We start from the raw sequence: 22,955 nt of genomic DNA on the forward strand, positions 1-22,955 counted from the left end.
AGCATGACCAGGCAGTTTCACGAGCCGCTGGGCGACGCGGCGCTCGACCAGATTTTTCGCGAAGCGCGTACCTACAACGGGTGGCTCGACAAGCCCGTCAGCGACGAGCAGCTCCGCGCGATCTGGGACCTGCTGAAATTCGGCCCGACCTCCGCCAACATGCTTCCGGCCCGGATCGTGTGGGTGAAGTCCGCCGAAGCGAAGGAGAAGCTGGCTAGCCTCGCCGGCGGAACCAACCCCGACAAGATCCGGCAAGCGCCGGTGACCGCGATCATCGGCTACGATATCGATTTCCATGAGCAATTGCCGTGGCTGTTCCCGCACACCGACGCCAAGAGCTGGTTCGAGGGCAATGAGCCGCTGCGCACCGAAGGCGCGTTCCGCAATTCGTCGCTGCAAGGCGCCTATTTCATCATCGCCTGCCGGGCGCTCGGGTTCGATACCGGTCCGATGTCGGGGTTCAACAACGCGGGCGTCGATGCCGAGTTCTTCGCAGATCAACCGCGCGTGCGCTCAAACTTCATCTGCTCGGTCGGCTATGGCGATCCCGCCTCGATCTTCGAGCGGAGCCCGCGTCCCGATTTCGACAAGTTCAACCGCATTATTTGACCCGGCGGCGCGCTCCGTGCATCGGCGCGGACGATGCGGACCCTGGCGATCGAATGCGCGACCGAGGCCTGTTCGGTCGCGCTGTTTGACGGCGAGACCGTCATCGATGCCGCGCACAAGGTGCTCGGGCGCGGTCATGCCGAGAAGCTCGTGCCGATGATTGCGGCCCTGCCCGCTCGCGGCCGAGCGCAGCGCATCCTGGTTTCGCTCGGGCCCGGCAGTTTCACCGGCGTTCGCATCGGCGTCGCCACCGCTAAGGCGCTGGGGTTCGCTTGGAGCGCCGAAGTGCTCGGCTATCCCACGCTGTCGCTCGTCGCGGCGATGGCGCGCGCCGATTTCGACTGGCCCGCGGTAACGGTGTGCATGACCGGAGGCCACGGCGAATGGTTCGTGCAGCACTTCGCTGGCGATAGCGCTGCGGGTCCGGCAGTTTCGTTGTCGCCGTACGCGGCGGTCGCTCAAGATCGCGGACTGCCGCTTGCCGGCTCCCAAGCTCCGGAATTCACGGCGCTCATCGGGAACCGCGACGGGCACTTCCTGCTGCCCGACGCCTCTCGCGCCAATCTCCTGCCACCGGACACCCTGACGCCAGCGGTGGCGCCAATCTACGGGCGCGGTCCCGACGCGCGGTTGCCGGGATGAGCGACGACCTCGACCGGATCATGGCGGTGATGGACGCCGCGTTCGACCCGGCCTGGGGCGAGGCCTGGAACCGTCGGCAAGTGAGCGACTCGCTTGCCTTTCCGCACACCCATTTCCGTCTGCTCGCCGCGGATGGGCAGCCACCAGATATCGGAGCTCCGGCGGCCGGCTTTACCCTCGTCCGTGCGGCCCCCGGTGAGGAGGAACTGCTGCTGATCGGCGTCGCCCCCGAAAGCCGGAATCGCGGCATCGGACGGCGCCTGCTCGAACAAGTCCTCGACGACGCCCGCGAGCGCGGAGCCGAGCGCGTGTTCCTCGAAATGCGCTACAATAATCCCGCCGCGCCGCTTTATCGTTCGATTGGTTTCGAACCTATCGGCCGACGGCGCGATTATTATGGACTGCCCGACGGCACCAAAATCGATGCGATTACATTTGCCTGCGCATTGTGACCCGTAACTGCACGGGATAGAAAAGAGCGCAGTATAGCTCGATACTCCCCTTGTATTCCCAACGGAATTCCTCCACGCAACAACTGCGGAAGGTATGAGTGGGTCGCCCGCACAAAAGTATCGATCGCAAGAGGCTTTTTACAAATGGAAACCATCGAAACCGACATGTCGGAGATGCTGATAACGCTCACATCCGACATCGTCGCCGCCCACGTTAGCAACAACACGCTCTCGGTAGACGAAGTGCCGACCCTGATCTCGACCGTGTACGGCGCGCTCGCCGGGCTCGGTGGTTCGGCACCGGTCGAAGAGGCGCGTCCCGAACCGGCGGTTTCCGTCCGCGCTTCGGTCAAGCGCGACCATCTGGTCTGCCTGGAAGACGGCAAGAAGATGAAGATGCTCAAGCGTCACTTGATGACCGAGCATGGCATGACGCCGGACGATTATCGCCAGCGCTGGGGTCTTGCCGCGGACTACCCGATGGTCGCGCCCGATTACGCCGAGACCCGGCGCGATCTGGCGGTGAAGATCGGCCTCGGCCGCAAGCCCGGTCAGAAGCGCGGCCGCAAGAAAAAGGCCTAACGCCAGGCCAAGCGCAGGCTTGAGAACAATGTCCCGGGGCGATAGGCTCCGGGACATTGTCCTTGCCGGAAGCACCGTTGCACCAACCTATCGATCTCGAACAGCTATGCGCCGAGCGCGGCCTGCGTATCACCGAACAGCGGCGCGTGATCGCGCGCGTGCTGTCGGAGAGCGACGATCATCCTGACGTCGAGCAGCTCCACCGCCGCGCCGCCGATATCGATCCCAAGATCTCGATCGCGACGGTTTATCGCACGGTGCGCCTGTTCGAAGAGGCAGGGATCCTCGACCGCCATGATTTCGGCGACGGGCGCGCACGCTACGAAGCGGCGCCGGAAGCGCATCACGATCACTTGATCGACGTCGAAACCGGCAAGGTCATCGAATTCGTCGATCCCGAGCTCGAAGCGCTGCAGCGCCAGATCGCCGCCAAGCTCGGCTACCGCCTCGTCGATCACCGGATGGAGCTCTACGGGGTCCGGCTCGACCGCGAGGAGTGATGGCGCACGCGCTGCCCGTCCCGCGCATTCGTCCGCTCGGCTGGGGGCTAATCGTTTTTCGCCTGCTTTTGATGATCCTGCTGCTGGTGGTGTGCACGCCGCTGCACCTGATCTGGCGCACGCTCCGGCTCGGCCGCTGGTGGCCGCGGGTGTTCCTCTCCGGCATCGGCATGATCGCGGGGCTTCACCTGCGAGTCGATGGGCGCCCGGAAAGGGGCGCGCTGCTGCTGGCCAACCACGTAAGTTGGCTCGACATCCCCGCGTTGGCCCACGCCACCGGCAGCGCATTCGTGGCGCACGACGGGCTGGCGGCCTTCCCGTTCCTCAAGTGGCTGTGCGAGATGAACGACACGGTGTTCATCGCCCGCCACGACCGCGCGAGCATTACCCAGCAGGTGCAGCAGGTGCGCGCGGCGATGGCCGAGCGCGGCGCGTTGACCTTGTTTCCCGAGGGCACGACCAGCGACGGGACTGGGTTGCTGCCGTTCAAATCCTCGCTGCTTTCGGCGCTCGATCCGCTGCCGCCCGGCGCTGTGGTCCAGCCGGTGCTGCTGGCCTACGAAGATGCCGCCCGGATCGCGTGGGTGGGCGAGGAGCATGGCCTCGACAACTTCAAGCGAATCCTCGCGCGGCTGCGTCCGGTGCGGCTCACGCTGATCTTCCTGTCGCCGCTGGCAGACGGTGCGCTGGCGGACCGCAAGGCGATCTCCGCCGCTGCCCGCATGCAGATCCTCGCGGCGATGGGCGCCTAGCCTCGCGCGGCGTTTTCGGATACCGGCGCGGCCCATGCCTCCCGTGACGCCACCCAAGACCTTTCGGGTCAAAAGCTTCGGCTGCCAGATGAACGCCTACGACGGCGAGCGGATGGCCGATCTGCTCAGCGCCCAAGGTATTGCGCCCGCGCCCGAGGGTGAGAATGCCGAGCTAGTCGTCCTCAATACCTGCCACATCCGCGAGAAGGCCGCGGAGAAGGTTTACTCTGACATCGGCCGCTTGGTGAAGGCCGGTGATGAGGCCGGACGCCGGCCGCTGATCGCCGTCGCCGGTTGTGTCGCGCAGGCCGAGGGCGAAGAGATCATGAGCCGGGCACCGGCGGTGAGCATGGTCGTCGGCCCGCAAGCCTATCACCGCTTGCCGGCGATGCTCGAGCAGGCGCTGCGCGGAGAGCGGGCAAGCGACACCGACATGCCGCCCATCGCGAAGTTCGATGCCCTGCCCGCCCGCCGCCGCAGCGGCCCGAGCGCCTTCCTGACGGTGCAGGAAGGGTGCGACAAGTTCTGCACCTATTGCGTGGTGCCCTATACACGCGGTGCGGAAATTTCCCGCCCGTTCAAGGACCTGGTGACCGAAGCGGAGAAACTGGTCGAGGCCGGCGCGTGCGAGATCACGCTGCTCGGACAGAACGTCAATGCATGGTCGGGCGAGGATCAAGCCGGCCGCGCGATTGGTCTCGACGGACTCATAAGAGCGATCGCCAAGCTACCGGATTTGCAGCGAATTCGCTACATGACCAGTCATCCGACCGATGTCACCGACGGCCTCATCGCCGCGCACGGCGAGATCGACAAGTTAATGCCGTTCCTGCACCTCCCGGTGCAGAGCGGATCGGACCGCGTCCTCAAGGCGATGAACCGGAGCCACACCGCCGACAGCTACCTCAAGCTGATCGAGCGGTTCCGTGCCGCTCGCCCCGGCATCGCGGTGTCGGGCGATTTCATCGTCGGTTTTCCCGGCGAGACCGAGGCGGAGTTCGAGGAGACGCTGCAGCTGGTCGATACGGTCGGTTATGCGCAGGCGTTCAGCTTCAACTACTCGCCCCGCCCCGGCACGCCGGCGGCGTCGATGGACAATCACCTCAGCGCACAAGTGATGCAACCTCGCCTCCAGCGCCTGCAGGCCGCGATCAATCGCGACCAGCTCGCGTTCAACCAGGCGAGCGTCGGCAAGACCGTTCCGGTGCTGATCGAACGACGCGGCAAGCTGCCGGGCCAATGGCTCGGCAAATCGCCGTGGCTGCAATCGGTCTGGTTCGACGGCGATCACGCGATCGGCGATATGGTCGAGGTCGAACTGATCGAAGCCGGCCCCAATTCGCTCGAGGGCCGGAAAAAGATGGCCGTCGCCGCTTGATCGGCTGGCGGCCTCTGGTTGCCGGGACATTTTGTCTCTGGGCCGCGCCTTCCTTGGCAGACGTGCCCTTCACTACCGACGACCCGGGGCTGATCGAGCCGGGCCACCTCGAGATCGCAGTGACCTTTGACGCGATCACGCAGCGGGGCGGCGACCATGTACTGGCGGGAGCAAGCGCAGACTTTGGTGTGACCGATCGGCTGCAGCTCGGCTTCGCCGCGCCGGTTGCCGCCTTGTCGCGAGGCGCGGATCGATTCGCTGTCGACGAACTGGCCGCCCACGCCAAGATTGCGCTCGTGCCCCAGCAGGGCAAACGCCTCGGACTGGTGTTCGAACCCTCGATCGTCGTGCCGTTCAACGATCGCATGCGCACCAAAGCGGGCCTTGCCCTGCCGTTGTTTGCGGGAGTGACCCGGGGCGAGTGGTCGATCTACGGCGGCGGTGGCATCATGTTGGCCTCGCCGAAAGACGGCGGCGACTACGGCTTCGGCGGGCTCGTCGTAAGCCGCGCGCTTGGCGACCGTTGGTCCGTGGGCGGAGAGGTGAACGGCCGCAGCGGCGACGCCTTTGGCCCCTCGATGATCGAGGCCGGTCCGGGTGTCGCCTTCGCGATCGATGACCGCTTCACCCTCGCCGCCGCGCACTACCGCACCATCGTCCACCCGGCGGCGCACGGCGATGCGCGGACGTTGGTGACGCTGCGCTACGCCCGCTAAGCACGGATCTTTTTGCACCGACTTCGCGTTTCCCCAGCTTGCCACCGAGCGCTCATCGCCTAGATTCGCCGCTTGGACCCGAAAGGAGCGCATGGCCCGCAAACCTGCCCGCGCCGATGGCGCAATTCCGATGCCGGCGGTGGCCAGCCGCCGCGCGCGGAGCGAGATCACTTTCCAGGACCAGCGCCTGCTCGGGCCGCTCTTCGGACAGTTCGACGCCAACCTGGTGCAGGTTGAGAATCGGCTCGACGTGTTCATCTCCGCCCGCGGCGACCGGGTGCAGATCGAGGGCAGCGAGGACGCCGTCGCCCGCGCCCGCGACACCTTGCAGGCGATGTACGACCGGCTTGCAGCGGGACAGGAACTGGAAGCCGGCGCGATCGAGGGCATGATCGCGATGTCGGTCGAGCCGACGCTCGAAGGCATCGTCCGCGGCGGCGGCGACAATCCCGGCGTGATGATCCGCACCCGGCGCAAGACGATCGTCCCGCGCAGCGCGGGGCAGATCCCCTACATGCACCAGCTGGCGTCGGCGGACATCATCTTCGCGCTCGGCCCGGCGGGCACCGGCAAGACCTATCTCGCGGTGGCGCAGGCGGTCAGCCAGCTCATCACCGGCAGTGTCCAGCGCCTCATCCTCAGCCGCCCGGCGGTCGAGGCGGGCGAGAAGCTCGGCTTCCTTCCCGGCGACATGAAGGAGAAGGTCGATCCCTATCTTCGCCCGCTCTACGATGCGCTCTACGATTGCCTGCCGCCCGAACAGGTCGAGCGGCACATCGCCAGTGGGGTGATCGAGGTCGCGCCGATCGCCTTCATGCGCGGGCGGACGCTGGCCGATGCCTTCGTCATCCTCGACGAGGCGCAGAACACCACGCGGGAACAGATGAAGATGTTCCTCACCCGCTTCGGCGAGAACAGCCGCATGGTCGTGTGCGGCGACCCGCGGCAGGTCGACATTCCCGGCGGCGACCGCATGAGCGGCCTCGCCGACGCGGTCGACAAGCTCGAGGGGCTGGAGGGCATCGCGGTCAGCCGCTTCAAAGCCTCCGATGTGGTCCGCCACCCGATCGTCGGACGGATCGTCGAGGCCTATGAGGGGCCGGACGCCTGATGATGGCGCTCGATATCGAGATCGACGGCTGGCCGAGCACCACCGATTGGCCGGATCTGGCCGAGCGGGCGCTCGAAGCCGTGCTGCAGATCGCGCCCGAGCTCGACAACCAGCGGCTCACCGCCGATGTCCTGTTCACGGTCGACGAGGAAGTGCAGGCGCTCAACCGCGAGTGGCGGATGAAGGACGCTGCCACCAACGTGCTGTCGTTTCCGATGATCACCCGACCCGAGCTGCTGGCGATGAGCAAGGACGGCGGCCCCGAGATGCTGGGCGACATCGCGCTCGCCTATGAAACGTGCTGCCGGGAAGCGGAGGACAAGCGCATCGGTCTCGAAAACCACGCCGCGCACCTGCTCGTCCATGGCCTGCTCCACCTTGCCGGTCACGACCACCAGGCCGATGGCGAAGCGGAGACGATGGAGGCGCTGGAGGTCAAGGCGCTTGCGCTGATGGGCATCGCCGACCCATACGCGCACTGAACCAACAGGGAATTCAAGCAGGGCCATGCCCGACAGTGACACTCAAACCGGAGAGGCGGACAGTAACCGCAGCCTCTGGCTCGCAATCCGCCGCTTCTTCGATACCGACGGCGAGCGTTCGCTGCGCGAGCAGCTCGAAGACGCGATCGATGAACACTCCGCCTCCCGCAGCGAGGAAGACGACGCGGCGCCGGCCAACGGCGACCTGTCTTCGGTCGAGCTGCAGATGGTCAAGAACCTGCTCCACTTCAGTGAGCACGATGCCGACGACGTCGCGATTCCGCGCGGCGAGATCGTCGCGCTCAATGCCGCCGCGAGCTGGGATGAGGTGGTCGCCGCCTTCGCCGAGCACGGCCATTCGCGCCTGCTGGTCTATCGCGAGACGCTCGATGAAGTGATCGGCATGATGCACATCAAGGATGTGTTCCCGATCATCGCCACCGGCGCCCAGCCGCCGGCCGACTGGACCGCGCTGATGCGCCAGCCGCTGTTCGTGCCGCAGGCCCGCAACGCGCTCGACGTGCTCGCCGATATGCGCCAGCAGCGCGTCCACATCGCGGTGGTGCTCGACGAATACTCGGGCACCGACGGCCTCATCACGATCGAGGACCTGGTCGAGGAGATCGTCGGCGAGATCGAGGACGAGCACGACGACGCGGCGGAGGAGTGGATCATCCCGCTCGGCGACGGGATGTGGGAAGCCGACGCCCGCGCCGAGCTCGACGATGTGGCCGAGAAGATCGACCCGCGCCTCGCCGAAGTGGAGGAAGCGGTCGATACCCTCGGCGGCCTCGCCTTCATCCTCGCCGAATCGATGCCGCCCATCGGCACGGTGGTGACGCACCCGAGCGGCTGGCGGATGGAAGTGACCGACGCCGACGATACCCACGTCAAGCGCCTGCGCCTGCACCCGCCCGAAGCGGCGAACGAAGCCGAGGAATAGCGGGCAAGCTGTTCGCAACCGCGAAAAGCGGCTCGACAACCCGCCCCGCCCCCCGCATCGTCGCCTCCATCATGAGCCGCCGCCTGCCACCCCTGCGCGCCCTCGAGGCTTTCCTGCGTGTTGTGCGGCTCGGCTCCGCGCGCGCGGCGGCCGCCGAGCTGGGGCTCAGTCCTTCGGCGTTGTCGCGGCGGATCCTGACGCTCGAAGAGTTCGTCGGCCGCAAGTTGTTCACCCGCGCGCACCAGACGATGCAGCTGACCGACGAAGGGCGTTCGTTCTACGACGCGGTCGCGCCACATATCGAGGCGCTAGCGGGCGCGGTCGAGGCGCAGTCCGACAATCTTGGCGTCATGCGCCTGCACTTGGGCGTGCTGCCTCTGTTCGGCGGTCAGCGGCTGTTCCCGCGCCTGCCCGAGCTGCGCAAGCTCCACCCGCGCCTGCACATCGACATCGACACCGGCCCGCACTTGCTCGACCGGGTGGGCGATACGTTGGACGCGGCGATCGTGCTGATGGTTGATCCCGACCCATCGTTTCACTCGGTGCGGCTCGATCACAACAGCGTGTTCGCGATCGCCTCGCGCGAGTTGGCGGCGGAGCTTGGCGACACGCCCGATCCGGCCAAGCTCTCGAAGCAGACGTTTCTGGTGCACAACGAACTGCCCGACAGCTTCATCGCCTGGCGCGAGGCGCTCGGCCTCAAGGCGTTCGAGCCGGCGGCGGTCGACCACTACGATTCAGGGCAGTTGATCCTCGAAGCCGCCGCGCAGGGCCTCGGTATCGCGATCATGCACGACGATCATTACAAGCGCGCCGGGGACAAGCGGCTCACCAGCCTGTTCGATATCGACGTGCCCAGCCCCTATTCGTACTGGTTCGTCTGCCGCCCCCGCGCGCTCGACCAGCGCCCGGTGCGCCTGTTCCACGACTGGCTGGTGGGCGCGGGGCTCTAGCGCGCTTCCGCCGCTTCCGGCGGCGGGTCGAGCGCCTGCGCCGGAGTACCAAGCACCGTTTCCCTCAGGAGGAGCGAGCGCCGCAGCAGCGGCATGTCGTGCTCGAGGAACGCCTGCGGCGACATCCCGAGGAAGTACTGCGCGTCGCGGATGAAGTGCGAGTAGTCGGTGTAGCTCGGATCGATCGCGGTCCCCCACGCACGGGGCGGCGCTGCGCGGATCGCGTGCAGCGAGCGTAGGAACCGGGCGCGGCGCAGCAGGACTTTGGGTGAGAAGCCGAACACGCGGTCGGACAGGCGCTGCAATGTGCGCACGCCGAGTGCGGTGCGCTCGGTCAGTTCGGCCACCGTGGTGATCGCGGGATCGACCAGCGCGGCCTCGATTGACGCGACCGTCTGCTCATCTTCATCGCGCGGGGATAGGCTTTCGCGCAGCACGTCGGTGAAGGCGCTGGCAACGTCTTCATCGGAGCCTAGCGCGCTGAACCGCTCGGTGAGTCGATCGATCGCGTCCGGGTGCACAAATGGCGGGCTGCCGATCCGGTCGGCCCAGTCCTTCGCGGTATCGCGGAACAGTCGGCGCCAGCCGCGCGGCCTGATGCCGACGCCGACGAGGTAGCCCGGTCCGGACTCGGACCAGATGATCTCGCTGTTGGGACCGAACAACGCCACTTGCGGCGGGACCAGCCAGTCCCCCGAGGCGAACCGCACGCGCCAGCCCGCCCCGCCCTGGATCGAAATCCGCAAGCTGGGGCCGGCCGGCTCGAAGGCGCCGCGATGCGGCTCGCCCCCGGTCTCGCCGACGACGTAGAGGCTGTAACCGCTGACATAAGGCTGGAGGTCCTCTGGAACCGTCCACATCACCAGCCGCTCGTCGCGCGGCAGTCCGCAGGGCCAGTCGACAGGTGAGGTTGCGGTCATTTGCCGGACGTGTCCGGCGAAGTGGCCAGCGCCTGGGCCGGCGCCCCCAACACTTGCCGCCGCAACGCCAGCGATTGCTTGAGCAGCGGCGTATCGAGCTTGAGGAAAGCCTGCGGGCTCATGCCGAGGAAGTGCTGCGCATCGCGCACGAAGTGCGAGTAGTCTGTGTAGTGCGGATCGATCGCGGTGGCGCGCGCCGCCACCGGCGCCTCGGCCACCGCGTGGAGCGAGCGGAGGAATCGTGCGCGCCGCATCAACCGCTTCGGAGTGAAGCCGAACGCGCGCAGGCTCAGCCTCTCGAGCGAGCGCGCCGAGATGCCGATGCGGCGGGCCAGCTCGGCGACCGTGTGCGCCTCGGGATCGAGCAGCGCGGCCTCGACCTTGCTGATGACCGCCTCGCTATCGTCAACCGGCACCGGATGCGTCTGCAGGAAGCGGTCGAATAGCGCGGGGATCGCGGCATCGTCGTCGATGCGCGCGACCTCCTGCCGCAGCGCTTCGACGTCGAAGGTGAACACGCCCCCAGGATCGCCCACCCGGTCGGCCCATTCGGACGCCATTGGGCGCGCCCAGTGTGCCCATCCCCGGGGGCGCAAGCCGATACCGATGGTGATGCCCGGCCCCGACTCCGACCACGTCACCCGGCAGCTCGGCCCGAACACCGAAGTGGCCCCGACCGGTTGCCACGGGTCGCCAAGCTGGCGGACGCACCAGTTCCCGGCGCCGAAGGTGAAGCGCAAGCTCGGCCAGGCGGGCTGGAACACGTCGCGCTGGCGTGCCCCCGGCCCGGGATCGATCGCGTAGAGGTGGTAGCCGCTCACCAACGGGGCGAGCGCCGGCGCCGGCCGCCAGTATCGCATGCGCGGGTCCGGCGGCAGCGCCAACGCTGCGGAATTGGACGGTGCCCCCGTTGATGTCATGCGCGACCCGTAGCGATCTAGCCGACGGTGGCTTTGACGATCTTGCCCGGATTGCGCGGCGGCTCGCCCTTGGGCAGCGCATCGACGTGCTCCATGCCGCTCTCCACGTTGCCCCAGACGGTGTACTGCCGGTCGAGGAAGCGCGCATCGTCGAAGCAGATGAAGAACTGGCTGTTGGCGCTGTTGGGATCGTTGGTCCGCGCCATCGAGCAGGTGCCGCGCACGTGCGGCTCGGCGTTGAATTCCTGTTTGAGGTCGGGCTTGCTCGACCCGCTCATGCCGGTGCCGGTGGGGTCGCCGCCCTGGGCCATGAAGCCCGGGATCACGCGGTGGAACACCACGCCGTCGTAGAACCCTTCGTTGGCGAGCTCGGTGATCCGCTCGACGTGGCCGGGCGCGAGATCGGGCCGCAGGCGAATGACGACGTCGCCGCCCTCCCCGTTGCCGGTGTCGAGGGTGAAGGTGAGCGTTTCGGCGGCCATCGGGTATCTCCTGTCTAAACGTGGCGCCGCTATACCCGCCACGGACGCGTTGTCACCTTGCGTTTCGTGCCCTCCCGCCTAGAGCGGCGGAGGATGGCGGACGAGCAGATCACGGCTGAGGAACTGCGCCCGGTCGAGGACACCGGCCGCCCCGACGACCGCACCGACGACGAACGCCACGACGAGGAAAACCGCCTCAAGCCCGCCTACGTGCGCAGCGTCACCGAGGCGCTGGAAGTAGGCGACAAGGGCCGCGTCTACGACCTCGTCGAGCCGCTCCACCCGGCCGACGTCGCCGACCTCATCGAGCTGATCCCCGCCGACGACCGGCTCCTGCTCGCCGCGGCGATCACCGATCTCCTGAGCGGCGACGTGATCGCCGAGCTCAACGATCACGTCCGCGAGGACATGATCGACGCGCTCGGGCCCGAAGCGGTCGCCGAGATCGCCGAGCAGCTCGACACTGACGATGCGGTCCAGCTGATCGAGGACATGGAGCCGGCCGACCAGGCCGCGGTGCTCGCCGAGATGGAGCCGGAAGACCGCGCCGCGATCGAGAGCGCGCTGGCCTATCCGGAAGAAACCGCCGGCCGCCTGATGAGCCGCGAGTTCGTCGCGGTGCCCGAGCATCTCACCGTCGGCGACCTCATCGACTACCTGCGCGACGCGAATGCGGGCCAGCTTCCCACCGAGTTCTGGGAAGTGTTCGTGGTCGATCCGGCGCATAAGCCGGTCGGCACCTGCCTCCTGAGCTGGGTCCTGCGCACCCCGCGCAACGTCGCGCTGGGCGACGTGATGAAGCGCGACCAGACCCTCATCCCGGTCACGATGGATCAGGAAGAGGTCGGCAACATGTTCCAGAAATACGCCCTGATCTCGGCCGCGGTGGTGGACGAGAACGGGCGCCTGGTCGGCCAGATGACGGTCGACGACGTGGTCCACATCATCTCCGAGGAGGCGGGCGAGGACGTGCTGCTGCTGTCCGGCGCGGGCGACGGCGACATCAACGAGCCGATCCGCGAGGCGTATTTCTCGCGCGTGCGCTGGCTCATTTCCAATCTCGGCACGGCGGTGGTCGCGAGCACGATCATCTCATTGTTCGGCGCAGCGATCGAGCAACTCGTGGCGCTCGCGGTGCTGATGCCGATCGTCGCCAGCATTGGCGGTAACGCGGGCACCCAGACGATGGCGGTCACCGTGCGCGCGATCGCCACCAATCAGCTTACCGAGGCGAACACGCGGCGCATACTCTGGCGCGAGGTCCGCGTTGCGCTGATGAACGGGTCGACTATCGCGATCCTCCTCGGCCTTGCGACCGGGCTGATCTTTACCCCCTCGCTCGGCGCGGTCATCGCGGCGGCGGTGATGATCAACATCCTTATCGCGGGGTTGGCCGGCGTGCTCGTGCCCGTCGGCTTCGACCGCCTGGAGCAGGACCCGGCGGTGGCAAGCAGCGTTTTCGTGACGATGATCACCGACTCGATGGGCTTCCTCGCGTTCCTCGGCCTGGCGGTTTGGAGCGGGCTGGTCGGATAGCGCGATGCCGCTGCACATGACCAAGATCGCCTACACCTCGAAGACATTCGAGGTGCTGCGGCAGTGGGTCGAGGCCGGCCCCGAGGCGCTGATGCGCACCCGCTATCTGCCCAAGCGGCATGCGGAGATGATCGGCGGCTCGCTCTACTGGATCATGGACCACACGATCATCGCCCGGTGCGAAATCCTGGGCTTCGAGCAGCGGCCCGACGGGCACTGGACCATTCGACTGGAAGGAAAGCTGATTCCGGTCGAGCCGCGCCACAAGCGCGCACACCAGGGCTGGCGCTACCTCGAAGACAAGAACGCGCCACGCGACCTCGCCGAGGGGGAGCAGGCGGGCGACGCGATTCCCGGGCGGTTGCACGGCCGGCTGACCAAGCTGGGCCTTATCTGAGCGTGGCATAACCACGGTTGCGAGCCGCCGACGCGGACGCCACAATCGCGGCGATGGACCTGTTCGCCTCCTTCGACCTGCCGCACGCGCTGGCGGGGCTGCTCGTAGGGGTCGCGGTCGGGCTGACCGGGGTCGGCGGCGGGTCGCTGATGACCCCGCTGCTGGTGCTGATCTTCCATACCAAGGTGCAGACCGCGGTCGGTACCGACCTGCTGTTCGCGGCCATCACCAAGATCGTAGGCACCGGGGTCCACCACGGGCACCAGACGGTCGACTGGATGATCGTGCGCCGCCTCGCGACCGGCAGCATGCCGGCAGCGATCCTGACCCTTATCGCGCTCAACACCGTCCTGCACATCGGCAACAAGACCGAGCATGCGATCCTGATCGCGCTGGGCGTGTTGTTGGTGCTCACCTCGGTGAGCCTGCTGTTTCAGCGGCGCCTGCTCGCCTACGGCGCAACGCATACGATCGTCCATTCGGAGCAGACCTTCTGGCCGACGGTGGCACTCGGCGCCGTCCTCGGAGTGCTGGTGACCATCACCTCGGTCGGCGCCGGCGCGATCGGCGCGACCCTCCTGCTGCTGATCTACCGCCGGGTGCCGGTGGCGCGGATCGTCGGGACCGATATCGCTCACGCGGTGCCGCTGGCGTTGCTGGCGGGTGCGGGGCACTGGTTCATCGGCAACGTGGACCTTGGGCTGCTGGTCAACCTGCTGGCGGGGTCGATCCCGGGCGTGATCATCGGCAGCCTGCTGTCGTCACGCTCGCCCGAGCGGTTAGTGCAGTACGCGCTGGCGGCGATCTTAATGGTCTCGGGCGTTCGCCTCCTGATGCAGTGAGGAACGCTTAGCGCGCACGGTCCGTTGGTCTTTCAAGGAGACAGACGATGCCCGAACGCGACCCCCACGCCGACAACGACCTGATCGACTCGATGCAAGAGAACGCCGGGGGCTCGACCCAGCAGAACGACCGCTCGGGCGGCGATCTTGCGCGCGATGTCGGCACCCGCGCCGAACAGCGCACCGCCGAGGATCACCTGGAGGGCGACGAAGTCGACCGGGTCAAGGGTTCCGACGACCCGGCGCGCGACGAGCTGAAGGGCGACAAGACGATTGCCGCGATGCCGACCACCGGCGGCGACAGCTAGGCGCGCCGCGCGACCACCTTGCGGATCACATTGGCGTAAGTCTCCGGCTCCTGCGCGCCTGGCACGAGGAACTGGCCGTCGAACACCATCGCGGGGACGCCCGAGATATTGTGCTCCCACGCCTGGCGTTCCTCGGCGCGGATCGCTTCGCCCAATGCGGGATCGTCGAGCGCCGTCTCCGCCGCCGCACGATCCAAGCCGGCTTCCACCACGATATCCAGCAAGACGGATCTCTCGCTGATCCGGCGGCGCTGCTGGAAGTGCGCCGCAAACAGCGCCAGCTTGAGCCGCGTCTGCGCCTCTGCCCCCTCGGTCGCGAGCGCCCAGCGCAGCAGCTTGTGTGCATCGAAGGTGTTCCACAGCATCGACGGCGGCGGCGCGCCCTCGCCGGTGTAGTCGAACGGAAAGCCAACCGCCCGCGCGCGTTCGCTCATCATCGTGCGGCCTGCCTCCGCCTGTTCAAGCGTGCGGCCATATTTGCGCGCGATGTGCGCGACGCTTTCCTCGCCTTCGGGCGGCATGTCGGGGTTGAGCTCGAACGGCAGCCAGCGGATCTGTGCTTCGACCTCACCGCCGAGTTCGCTCAGCGCAGCGGTGAGGTTCTGATAACCGATCACGCACCAGGGGCACATGACATCGGACCAAATGTCGATCGTCAGCGGTGCGGTCATCGGTCGAGCCACCAGTTCACGAGGTGCGACGCGATAGCATAAGAGCGCGGGAAGATCAGGTCCCCGTTCCCCTCCGCCCCCGCCGCGCGAGCAGCCTCCAGCTCGGCCCGGGTGAACCAGCGCGCTTCTTCGAGTTCGGTGGTGTCGATGGTGATCGCGTCATCCTCCGCAACCGAGTGACAACCGATCATCAACTGGCTGGGAAAGGGCCACGGCTGGCTGGCGATGTACTGCACGTCGCGCACGCGCACTCCGGCCTCCTCGAACACTTCGCGCGCGACCGCTTCCTCGATCGTCTCGCCCGGCTCGACGAAGCCGGCGAGCGCGGAGAAAATGCGCGGCGGAAAGCGCGGCTGGCGGCCGAGCAGCAGGCGGTCGCCGTGCTCGACCAGCATGATGGTGACCGGATCGGTACGCGGGAAATGCTGCGCGCCGCACTGGATGCAATCGCGCTGCCAGCCGCCCTTGGCGAGCCTGGTGCCCGATCCGCACCGCGCGCAAAAGCGATGCCGCGCGTGCCAATCGACCAGGCTGCGCGCCCCGCCGTATAATGCGAGGTCGCTCGGCGAGAGCACCTGCATCGCCTGCCACACCTGCGGCTGCGCGTAGGCTGGGCCGTCGGCCCCCTCCCCCGGCACCGCGGCGAAGCACGCCTTGCCGTCGAGCAGGCCGAGGAACACCAGCTCGCCGTCCTCCGCCACCTCCGCCAGCGTGCCCCAGCCGATTTCGCCGGTCGCGGCGTCATAGGACGGCAGCAGGCCATCCAGGCGCAACAGCCGCGCCTTCCAATTCATCAGCCCCGCGAGAGCGTCGGGATCGCTACGGATATGGTCGGCGCGGTCGAGCGGCGACCCGGCAAAAGCAATCATGAAGCGGTCCGGTGCACTTCGCCGTGATCGGCCATCGCCACTAGATCGGCCCGGACGGCCTGGTTGAACTCGTTGGTCAGCGGGTAGCTTTCGCCCGGCATGTACTGGGTCATCATCGTCGCGCGCAGGCCGCGCTTGAAGTCGACGAACCCCACCGTGCCCGCCGCGCCGCCCCAGCCGTACGTGCCGGCGGTCTCGCCCAGTCCGACCCGGCCGCCCGCGCCAAAACCGGCGCCGTCCGCGAACGTGCCCTTGGTATCGACGCTCTCGGGCAGCAAGTTGGAGGTGCCGACCCGCACCGCGAGCTCGCTCATCACCCGCGTGCCGTCGATCTTGCCGTAGCCGAGCAGCATGCGCAGGAAGCGGTCATAGTCGCGCGCCGAAGACACCAGCCCGGCGCCGCCGAATGGGAACGCCGGCGCATCGGCATAGACCGACTGCGTCGGCGGATCGATCGGCAGAAGCTGCCCGTTGAGCACGCCGTAATTTGTCGTCAACCGGCCGAGCTCGCTCTGCGGCACGGTGAAGAACGTGCTGGTCATGCCCGTCGGCTCGAAGATGCGCTGCTTCAGGAATGTGTCGAAGGTCTGGCCAGAGACGACTTCGATCACCCGGCCCATCAGGTCGAGCCCGACCGAATAGGACCAGCGCGTGCCCGGTTGCGCGACCAGCGGCATGGTGGCGAGGCCGGCGGCGAATTTCTCCAGGCTGCGCACGGTGTCCCCGCGGCCGAAAGCGGCGGCGAGCGGCAGCTTGGTGACCTGGCCCGGGACCAGCCCCGCATCCTCGTAGGCGGTCTTGATCGGACCCTTCTGAATGATCGAGTAGCCGAGGCCCGCGGTGTGGGTGAGCAGGTGGCGGATAGTGATCGGTCGCACGGCGGGCTCGAGATCGGTGATCGACCCGTCGTACGTCTTCTGCACCTGCATCTTCGCGAACGCGGGGATGACATCGGCGAGGGGCTGGTCGAGCCCGAGCTTGCCCTCGTCGATCAGGATCATCGTCGCCATGCCGCTGATCGGCTTGGTCATCGAATAGATGCGATAGAGGCTGTCGATCGTCGCGGGTGCCGGCTGGCCCAGCGCCAGCGTGCCGGCGGCCACGACCTCGGGGTCGGCCTGGTTCCAGCCGAGCGCGGCGACGATGTTGGCGACCTTGCGGGCGGAAACGTAATCGTTCGCGAGCTTGGAGATATTGGCCCAGTTGGTGGCGTTCTGGGCGAACGCGGCGCGCCCGAATGGCAGGCCGCCGAGCGCCGCGCCCGCCCCCAGCCACGCGCCCGCCTGCAGCAGCGAGCGCCGCGACAGTTGTGGCGTCTCGAAATCCCTGAATGCCATGACCTTCTCCCGCGATCGGTTGCAAATCAGGATGTGCGGCAAGCCGCAAGCGTGGTCAATCGGCCTTGCAAGCGGCTGGTGTGCTGCTCATATAAGACACATGCTGAACATCGTTTCGATCATCATCGGGCTCGTGGCGCTGCTGCTGGCGATCCCGTCGTTTCTTCCCCTGCTCGGGTGGGGCAACTGGTTCGTCGTGCCGATCGCGCTAGTCGGCGCCGGCCTCGGAGCGATGTCCCGCTCGAATGCGGGCCGGAACCTGTGCCTCGTCGTGCTGGTGGTCGCGATCCTGCGGCTGATGCTGACCGGCGGGTTTATCTAGCCGAGCGCTCGCGCGGCCGCCTTGGCGAACACGGTCGGCAGGCCGGCCTCGTCCAGCCTGTCGATCGGCCACCACTCGCCAGGTCCGAGCGGCTCTTCCGCTGCGGTCGTCGCGAGCACGCGGAGCTCCAGATCGAAGTGCGTGAAGCCGTGACGCACCATGCCCGCCTGGCGCCATTCGCCGGCGGGCGCGCCTGACCCGTCGGCGCGCGCCGACCAACCATCGTCGGGCAGCGCGCGCATTCCGCCGAGCATCCCCCTCCCCTCGCGCCGAACCAGCCAGACGTTCCCTTCACGCTCGATCCACAGCGCGACACCGCGGCGCAGCGGCTTTGCCTTCTTCGTTGGCTTGACCGGGTAGCGCTCCGGCTCGCCGCTCGCCCGGGCAAGGCAGGCGTCGCTCAGCGGGCAGACCAAGCACCGCGGAGCACGCGGCGTGCACACGGTCGCGCCGAGGTCCATCATCGCCTGCGCGAAATCGCCCGCGCGGGTGTCGGGTGTGATCGCGTCCGTTCGCTCGCGGATAGACTTCCGCGCTTGCGGCACCGGCTCCGCAATCGCGAACAGCCGCGCGACGACCCGCTCTACGTTCGCATCGACCACCACCGCCCGCCGGCCAAACGCGATCGCGGCCACTGCGGCGGCGATGTAGGCGCCCACCCCCGGCAACTCGCGCAAGCCCGCCTCGGTATCAGGAAACCCGCCGCGCTCGGCCACCGCACGCGCGGCGGCGATCAGGTTGCGGGCGCGGGAATAATATCCAAGCCCGGCCCAGGCGGCCATGACCTCCGCGTCCTCGGCTGCGGCCAGCGCCTCGACCGTCGGCCAGCGCTCGACGAAGCGCAGGAAATACGGCGCGACGGCCGCGGTGGTGGTCTGCTGGAGCATGACCTCCGACAGCCACACCCGATACGGTTCCGGCGGCGGCGTGCCCGGCGGGCTGCGCCACGGCAGAGTTCGCGCGTGCCGGTCGTACCACGCGAGCAGCCTGGCTCCGACAGTGTCCTCGCTGGCGCTCACGCCGCGCCTATGGCATGGCGCGCGCGACGATGGAACGGGACGCCAAGCCGAAAGCGAAAGCGCCAGCGCGCAGCTACGAACGGCCGCGCGGTGGCCCCGCGCGCTCGATCGCGGAGCTGACCCCGCAAGTCGGCCGCACTGCCTTCCGCCGCTTCGGCTTCGTCCAGTCGAGCGTGGTCACCCGCTGGCCCGAGATTGTCGGCGAGCATCACGCCAAGGTTTGTGCCCCAGAGGCGATCCGCTTCGCGCCGGGCGAGAAGTCGGAAGGCATCCTCCAACTCGTCGTGTTGCCCGCGCACGCGCCGCTGATCCAGCACGTGATCCCCGAAATCATGGAACGGGTGAACCGCTTCTTCGGCTACAAGGCGGTCGCCAAGGTCAAGCTGCGGCAAGGGGCGGTTAATCCGCCGCGTGCAGAAGCCGCCGCAGGCGGTCCGCCCTCGCTCAAGCCGATCCCGCTCGAGCTGGGCGATAGCTTGCGTGACATCGGCGACCCGGAGCTGCGCGCGGTGCTCGAATCGCTCGCCCGTTCGCTCGGGGGACAGGAGAAAGTGAAGTGAAGTTCGTGTCCGCGGCGCTGATGCTCGCCGCTGCCCTGACCGCCAGCGCGGCGCTCCCGGCGACCAATTGGCTGACGACGGTCGACACCACCGGCGGCGGCCACCGCATCGGTAACCCCCAAGCCAAGGTCAAGCTGACCGAGTTCGTCAGTTACACCTGCCCGCACTGCGGCGAGTTCGCCAAGCAGGGTTCGAACGCGGTCGATCTCTACGTCGCGAGCGGCAAGGTCCAGGCCGACGTGCGCCACGTCGTGCGCGACGTGGTCGATCTCACCGCCGCGATGGCGACGAACTGCGGCCCCGCGGCAAAATTCCCGCGCAACCACGCCGTGATGATGCTCAGCCAGCCCAAGTGGCTGCCGATCGCCGAGAAAGCTACCGCGGGCCAAAAGGCGCGGTGGAATTCCGGGTCGGGTGCCGCCCGCCGCCGCGCGATCGCCAACGACCTGGGCTTCTACGACATCATGGCACCGCGAGGGTACGACCGCCCGACGCTCGACCGGTGCCTGTCCGACGAAGCCCTCGCCAAGCGCCTGGCCGATCAATCCGCCGCCGACGACGCGAAGTGGAATGTGACCAGCACGCCCACCTTCATGCTCGACGGCGTGAAGCTCGCCGGTACCTGGACCTGGGGCCTGCTCCAGCCGCAACTCGACGCCCGCCTGTAAGCCTGTGGACAGCGCGCCCACGCGCTTCACCCCTGCCCCGCCATCGTCTACCCTCGCCAGCCAACCTACGGGAACCCGCATGATCACGCTTCGCACCGCCTCGCTCGCCCTTGCCGCCACCCTCGCCCTGGCGGCGTGCAACTCGAAAGACGCCGGCACCGGCGGTGAGATCGCCGAAGGCAAGCCGGTTGCCGCGGTCCCCGCGCCCACAGGGCAGAGCTGGTCGGACGTCGCCTCGTTCACGCCCGAAGGCGGCGTGGTCCAGGGCAACCCCAACGCGCCGATCAAGCTGGTCGAATATGCCAGCCACACTTGCAGCCACTGCGCCGAGTTCTCGGAGCAAGGCAGCGACGCGCTCCGGACAAAGTATGTCGACAGCGGCAAGGTCAGCTACGAGCTGCGCAACCAGATCCACGACCCGATCGACCTGACCTTCGCGGTCATGGCCCGCTGCTCCGGACCCGAAGCCTTCCATGCCTTCGCCGAGCAGGGCTGGGCCAACCTCGCGCCGATGTTCGAGACGTTCAACGCCAACAAGGCGGGTCTGGATGCGGCGATGCAGCAGCAGGGCGCCGCGCGCTTCGACGGGATTGCCCAGTCCGCCGGCCTGTATGATTTCTTCGCCCAGCGCGGCGTTTCGCGCGACCAGGCGAAGACGTGCCTCGCCAAGACCGACACCGCGACCCAGATCGCGGCCAATTCGGACACGCAGTCGCAGGAACTGAACGTGACCGGCACGCCGACGTTCTTCATCAACGGCAACAACGTCGGCACCCAGACCTGGGAAACGCTGGAGCCGATGCTCCAGCGCGCCGGCGCGCGCTAGGCGATGCGGGCGCTTCGTCCGATCCTCGTGGTCATGGCCCTCGTGCTTGGGGCCAGCACCGCGGTCGCCGACGCGCGGCCGGCGGCGAACCCCGCGTCGAAGCCGGTCAGCATCGCTCCCGACTGGTCCAAGGTCGTCGCCGCCACGCCCGAGGGCGGCTTCCGCATGGGCAAGGCCGCTGCGCCGGTGAAGCTGGTCGAGTACGGTTCGCTCACCTGCTCGCATTGCGCCGACTTCGCGCGGGACGGCGTGCCGCCGTTGATCGGGAACTACGTGAAGACCGGCAAAGTCAGCTACGAGTACCGCAACTACGTACTCAACGGCATCGATGTCACCGCCAGCCTGCTCGCGCGCTGCGCGGGGCCAAAGGGCTTCTTCGGGATGGCCGAAACCCTCTATTCCACGCAGCCCGCATGGATTGGGAAGGTCACCGCAATGCCGGCGGCCGAGAAAGACAAGCTCAAGGCGCTGCCGGAAGGCGACCGCCTCGACCGCATCGCGGAGATTGCCGGGCTGATCGAGGTGGCGGGCCGCTACGGCGTGCCGGCCGCGCGGGCGCACGCGTGCGCGAAGGATCAGGCCGCGCTCGACCGGCTTGGCACGATGGTCGAGGCAGCCCAGGCGCTGGGGGTCGAAGGCACGCCGACGTTCCTGCTCAACGGCGAGAACATCGGCACCCAGAACTGGCAGTCGCTGGAGCCGCTGCTCCAGCGCGCCGGCGCCAGGTAACACGAACGCGCCGATGCGCATCCGGCGGCTCAAGCTCAGCGGGTTCAAGAGCTTCGTCGAGCCGTCCGAGCTGCGCATCGAGCCTGGCCTGACCGGGGTCGTCGGCCCCAACGGCTGCGGCAAGTCCAACCTCTTGGAAGCGATCCGGTGGGTGATGGGCGAGAACTCGCCCAAGTCCATGCGCTCGGGCGGGATGGACGACGTCATCTTCGCCGGCACCGCTAGCCGCCCACAGCGCGATTTCGCCGAGGTCGTGCTGGCGGGCGATACCGAGGAGGGCGAACCGCTCGAGGTCGTCCGCCGGATCGAGCGCGGCGCGGGGAGCGCCTACAGGGTCAACGGCCGCGACGTGCGTGCGAAGGACGTGGCGCTGACTTTCGCCGATGCGGCGACCGGAGCGCACTCGCCCGCGCTGGTGAGCCAGGGCAAGATCGCCCAAGTGATCGCCGCCAAGCCCGCCGAGCGGCGCATGATGCTGGAAGAAGCCGCCGGCATTGCGGGCCTCCACGTCCGCCGCCGCGACGCCGAGGGCAAGCTCAGGCAGACCGAGGCCAACCTGGCGCGGCTCGAAGACCTGATGGCGGGGCTCGACAGCCAGATCGCCACGCTGCGCCGGCAGGCCAAGCAGGCCGAGCGCTACACCGCCCTGTCCGACCAGATTCGCATCGCCGAAGCACGGCTGCTGTTCGCACGCTGGCGCGATGCAGCCGCTGCCGCCGAAGCCGCCCGGGCAGAAGCCAAGACTGCGGACGAGCGCGTGGCCGCCGCGCAGGCTGCGACTGCCGAGGCACAGAAAGCGCAGGCGGCCGCCGCGCATGCCCTCGCCGAAGCGCGCGAGGAGCTCGCCGACCGGCGCGACGATGCCAGCGCCCACGGTCACCGGATGGCGGCTCTCACCAGCCAGCTCGAAGCCGCTGAGCAGCGCCTCGCCGACCTTGACCGCCAGCGCACCCGGCTGGAGGAGGATCGAGGCGACGCCGACCGCCTGACCCGCGACGCCGCCGAAGCACTCGCGCGGCTGGAGAAGGAACTGGCCGCCAACAGCGCCGCGCTGGCCAACGACGAAGCGCGCCGCCCCGCACTCGCTGCGAAGCTGGAGGATGCCGACCGCGCCAGCCGCGCCGCCGAACTGGCGCTCGCCCGCGCCACCGCGGAGCACGCCGGGGTCGAGGCGGAGTGGCGGGTCGCCGAAGCGGAGGTCGCCCAGGCCGCCGCTCGGTTGGCGCGGCTCGATGGCGAAACGCGGCGCCTCGACGAAGCGCGTGCGGCCTTGTCGCAGGGGGGTGATCTCCAATCGGGCTTGGATGCGGCTCGAAAGCAGGTCGAAGTCACTGCCGCCGCCACAGCGCGGGCGCGTGAGGCGCTCGACGCCAAGCGATCGCGCAAGGAGACCCTGCAGGCCGCGCGCGACGAGGCCGCGAGCGCGCTC

General features: G+C 68.0%; 29 protein-coding genes. 22 read left to right on the top strand and 7 right to left on the bottom strand.

Translation table 11 applies throughout. The features are described from left to right. Positions 1-3 precede the first annotated feature (3 nt). The 12 genes from ELY12_RS02985 to ELY12_RS03040 all read left to right on the top strand — a co-directional run bounded on the left by ELY12_RS02985 (position 4) and on the right by ELY12_RS03040 (position 9,120). Complete coding sequence (locus ELY12_RS02985; protein ID WP_126175205.1) at positions 4-609, top strand: malonic semialdehyde reductase; 606 nt, start codon at positions 4-6, stop codon at positions 607-609. A 33-nt stretch (positions 610-642) separates the two neighbouring features. Next, positions 643-1,251 (top strand): tRNA (adenosine(37)-N6)-threonylcarbamoyltransferase complex dimerization subunit type 1 TsaB, encoded by a 609-nt coding sequence (gene tsaB, locus ELY12_RS02990; protein WP_126175206.1) that lies wholly within the window; start codon positions 643-645, stop codon positions 1,249-1,251. Further along, positions 1,248-1,703 carry a GNAT family N-acetyltransferase gene (locus tag ELY12_RS02995; protein WP_126175207.1) on the top strand — a complete coding sequence of 152 codons (456 nt, stop codon included), beginning with the start codon at positions 1,248-1,250 and terminating at the stop codon, positions 1,701-1,703. Before tsaB ends, ELY12_RS02995 begins: the two co-directional genes overlap by 4 nt. 144 nt (positions 1,704-1,847) lie before the next feature. Continuing rightward, complete coding sequence (locus ELY12_RS03000; RefSeq protein ID WP_126175208.1) at positions 1,848-2,285, top strand: Ros/MucR family transcriptional regulator; 438 nt, start codon at positions 1,848-1,850, stop codon at positions 2,283-2,285. Between the two features lie 77 nt (positions 2,286-2,362). Continuing rightward, positions 2,363-2,785, top strand: a complete 423-nt coding sequence (locus ELY12_RS03005; protein ID WP_126175209.1) for a Fur family transcriptional regulator — start codon at positions 2,363-2,365, stop codon at positions 2,783-2,785. Further along, on the top strand, positions 2,785-3,537 hold the full coding sequence (locus tag ELY12_RS03010) for a lysophospholipid acyltransferase family protein (RefSeq protein ID WP_126175210.1): 753 nt from the start codon (positions 2,785-2,787) through the stop codon (positions 3,535-3,537). The genes ELY12_RS03005 and ELY12_RS03010 overlap by 1 nt, the downstream gene beginning before the upstream one ends. A 34-nt stretch (positions 3,538-3,571) precedes the next feature. After that, positions 3,572-4,915 carry a tRNA (N6-isopentenyl adenosine(37)-C2)-methylthiotransferase MiaB gene (miaB, locus tag ELY12_RS03015; protein WP_126175211.1) on the top strand — a complete coding sequence of 448 codons (1,344 nt, stop codon included), beginning with the start codon at positions 3,572-3,574 and terminating at the stop codon, positions 4,913-4,915. Next, positions 4,912-5,631 carry a hypothetical protein gene (locus ELY12_RS03020; protein WP_164549384.1) on the top strand — a complete coding sequence of 240 codons (720 nt, stop codon included), beginning with the start codon at positions 4,912-4,914 and terminating at the stop codon, positions 5,629-5,631. The genes miaB and ELY12_RS03020 overlap by 4 nt, the downstream gene beginning before the upstream one ends. A 91-nt stretch (positions 5,632-5,722) precedes the next feature. Then, a complete protein-coding gene (locus ELY12_RS03025) occupies positions 5,723-6,742 on the top strand; it encodes a PhoH family protein (protein WP_126175213.1) in 1,020 nt (339 codons plus the stop codon). A 2-nt stretch (positions 6,743-6,744) separates the two neighbouring features. Further along, positions 6,745-7,224: an rRNA maturation RNase YbeY gene (gene ybeY / locus ELY12_RS03030; protein WP_126175214.1), complete on the top strand. Its 480-nt coding sequence runs from the start codon at positions 6,745-6,747 to the stop codon at positions 7,222-7,224. A 25-nt stretch (positions 7,225-7,249) separates the two neighbouring features. Next, positions 7,250-8,167 carry a hemolysin family protein gene (locus tag ELY12_RS03035; protein ID WP_126175215.1) on the top strand — a complete coding sequence of 306 codons (918 nt, stop codon included), beginning with the start codon at positions 7,250-7,252 and terminating at the stop codon, positions 8,165-8,167. Positions 8,168-8,238: 71 nt separating this feature from the next. After that, on the top strand, positions 8,239-9,120 hold the full coding sequence (locus ELY12_RS03040; protein ID WP_126175216.1) for a LysR substrate-binding domain-containing protein: 882 nt from the start codon (positions 8,239-8,241) through the stop codon (positions 9,118-9,120). Here the strand turns inward: ELY12_RS03040 and ELY12_RS03045 are convergent. The 3 genes from ELY12_RS03045 to ELY12_RS03055 all read right to left on the bottom strand — a co-directional run bounded on the left by ELY12_RS03045 (position 9,117) and on the right by ELY12_RS03055 (position 11,442). After that, positions 9,117-10,040 carry an AraC family transcriptional regulator gene (locus ELY12_RS03045; protein ID WP_126175217.1) on the bottom strand — a complete coding sequence of 308 codons (924 nt, stop codon included), beginning with the start codon at positions 10,038-10,040 and terminating at the stop codon, positions 9,117-9,119. The genes ELY12_RS03040 and ELY12_RS03045 overlap by 4 nt on opposite strands. Beyond that, positions 10,037-10,900, bottom strand: a complete 864-nt coding sequence (locus tag ELY12_RS03050; RefSeq protein WP_164549385.1) for a helix-turn-helix domain-containing protein — start codon at positions 10,898-10,900, stop codon at positions 10,037-10,039. The genes ELY12_RS03045 and ELY12_RS03050 overlap by 4 nt, the downstream gene beginning before the upstream one ends. Before the next feature lie 77 nt (positions 10,901-10,977). Then, positions 10,978-11,442: a peptidylprolyl isomerase gene (locus ELY12_RS03055; protein WP_126175219.1), complete on the bottom strand. Its 465-nt coding sequence runs from the start codon at positions 11,440-11,442 to the stop codon at positions 10,978-10,980. Between the two features lie 93 nt (positions 11,443-11,535). Between ELY12_RS03055 and mgtE the strand changes: the two genes are divergently transcribed. From mgtE to ELY12_RS03075, 4 genes are read left to right on the top strand one after another with little or no spacing between them, the layout of a single operon-like run. Further along, a complete protein-coding gene (gene mgtE, locus ELY12_RS03060; RefSeq protein WP_126175220.1) occupies positions 11,536-12,978 on the top strand; it encodes a magnesium transporter in 1,443 nt (480 codons plus the stop codon). Positions 12,979-12,982: 4 nt separating this feature from the next. Further along, positions 12,983-13,375 carry a DUF1489 family protein gene (locus ELY12_RS03065; protein WP_126175221.1) on the top strand — a complete coding sequence of 131 codons (393 nt, stop codon included), beginning with the start codon at positions 12,983-12,985 and terminating at the stop codon, positions 13,373-13,375. 53 nt (positions 13,376-13,428) lie between these two features. Further along, positions 13,429-14,217, top strand: coding sequence for a sulfite exporter TauE/SafE family protein (locus tag ELY12_RS03070; RefSeq protein WP_126175222.1), 789 nt, complete (start codon positions 13,429-13,431; stop codon positions 14,215-14,217). A gap of 47 nt (positions 14,218-14,264) precedes the next feature. Then, a complete protein-coding gene (locus ELY12_RS03075) occupies positions 14,265-14,525 on the top strand; it encodes a hypothetical protein (protein ID WP_126175223.1) in 261 nt (86 codons plus the stop codon). On the opposite strand, the gene ELY12_RS03080 is transcribed toward ELY12_RS03075, so the two are convergent. Genes ELY12_RS03080 through ELY12_RS03090 form a run of 3 tightly spaced genes read right to left on the bottom strand, consistent with a single transcriptional unit; the run spans position 14,522 to position 17,402 of the window. After that, entirely contained in the window at positions 14,522-15,196 is a 675-nt protein-coding gene (locus tag ELY12_RS03080) for a DsbA family oxidoreductase (RefSeq protein ID WP_126175224.1), read from the bottom strand. The two genes, ELY12_RS03075 and ELY12_RS03080, sit on opposite strands and share 4 nt — an antisense overlap. Then, positions 15,193-16,065: an NAD(+) diphosphatase gene (gene nudC, locus ELY12_RS03085; RefSeq protein ID WP_126175225.1), complete on the bottom strand. Its 873-nt coding sequence runs from the start codon at positions 16,063-16,065 to the stop codon at positions 15,193-15,195. Before nudC ends, ELY12_RS03080 begins: the two co-directional genes overlap by 4 nt. Continuing rightward, on the bottom strand, positions 16,062-17,402 hold the full coding sequence (locus ELY12_RS03090) for a serine hydrolase domain-containing protein (protein ID WP_126175226.1): 1,341 nt from the start codon (positions 17,400-17,402) through the stop codon (positions 16,062-16,064). Before ELY12_RS03090 ends, nudC begins: the two co-directional genes overlap by 4 nt. A gap of 100 nt (positions 17,403-17,502) precedes the next feature. Between ELY12_RS03090 and ELY12_RS03095 the strand changes: the two genes are divergently transcribed. Further along, positions 17,503-17,724 (top strand): hypothetical protein, encoded by a 222-nt coding sequence (locus tag ELY12_RS03095; RefSeq protein WP_126175227.1) that lies wholly within the window; start codon positions 17,503-17,505, stop codon positions 17,722-17,724. Here ELY12_RS03095 and mutY read toward each other — a convergent pair. Then, positions 17,721-18,743, bottom strand: a complete 1,023-nt coding sequence (gene mutY, locus ELY12_RS03100) for an A/G-specific adenine glycosylase (protein WP_126175228.1) — start codon at positions 18,741-18,743, stop codon at positions 17,721-17,723. The genes ELY12_RS03095 and mutY overlap by 4 nt on opposite strands. 29 nt (positions 18,744-18,772) lie before the next feature. On the opposite strand from mutY, the gene ELY12_RS03105 reads away from it, so the two are divergent. From ELY12_RS03105 to ELY12_RS03125, 5 genes are all read left to right on the top strand, one after another. After that, complete coding sequence (locus ELY12_RS03105; RefSeq protein ID WP_126175229.1) at positions 18,773-19,303, top strand: DUF721 domain-containing protein; 531 nt, start codon at positions 18,773-18,775, stop codon at positions 19,301-19,303. Beyond that, positions 19,300-19,971 (top strand): thioredoxin domain-containing protein, encoded by a 672-nt coding sequence (locus ELY12_RS03110; RefSeq protein ID WP_126175230.1) that lies wholly within the window; start codon positions 19,300-19,302, stop codon positions 19,969-19,971. Before ELY12_RS03105 ends, ELY12_RS03110 begins: the two co-directional genes overlap by 4 nt. A 79-nt stretch (positions 19,972-20,050) precedes the next feature. Further along, positions 20,051-20,797 carry a thioredoxin domain-containing protein gene (locus ELY12_RS03115; RefSeq protein WP_126175231.1) on the top strand — a complete coding sequence of 249 codons (747 nt, stop codon included), beginning with the start codon at positions 20,051-20,053 and terminating at the stop codon, positions 20,795-20,797. Positions 20,798-20,800: 3 nt separating this feature from the next. Next, a complete protein-coding gene (locus tag ELY12_RS03120) occupies positions 20,801-21,526 on the top strand; it encodes a thioredoxin domain-containing protein (protein WP_126175232.1) in 726 nt (241 codons plus the stop codon). A 13-nt stretch (positions 21,527-21,539) separates the two neighbouring features. Further along, positions 21,540-22,955, top strand: a 1,416-nt coding sequence (locus tag ELY12_RS03125; RefSeq protein WP_164549386.1) for an AAA family ATPase, incomplete at its 3' end; no start/stop codon positions are given.

The organism is Tsuneonella rigui (genome assembly GCF_003958625.1).
GTDB classification, from domain to species: Bacteria; Pseudomonadota; Alphaproteobacteria; order Sphingomonadales; family Sphingomonadaceae; genus Tsuneonella; species Tsuneonella rigui.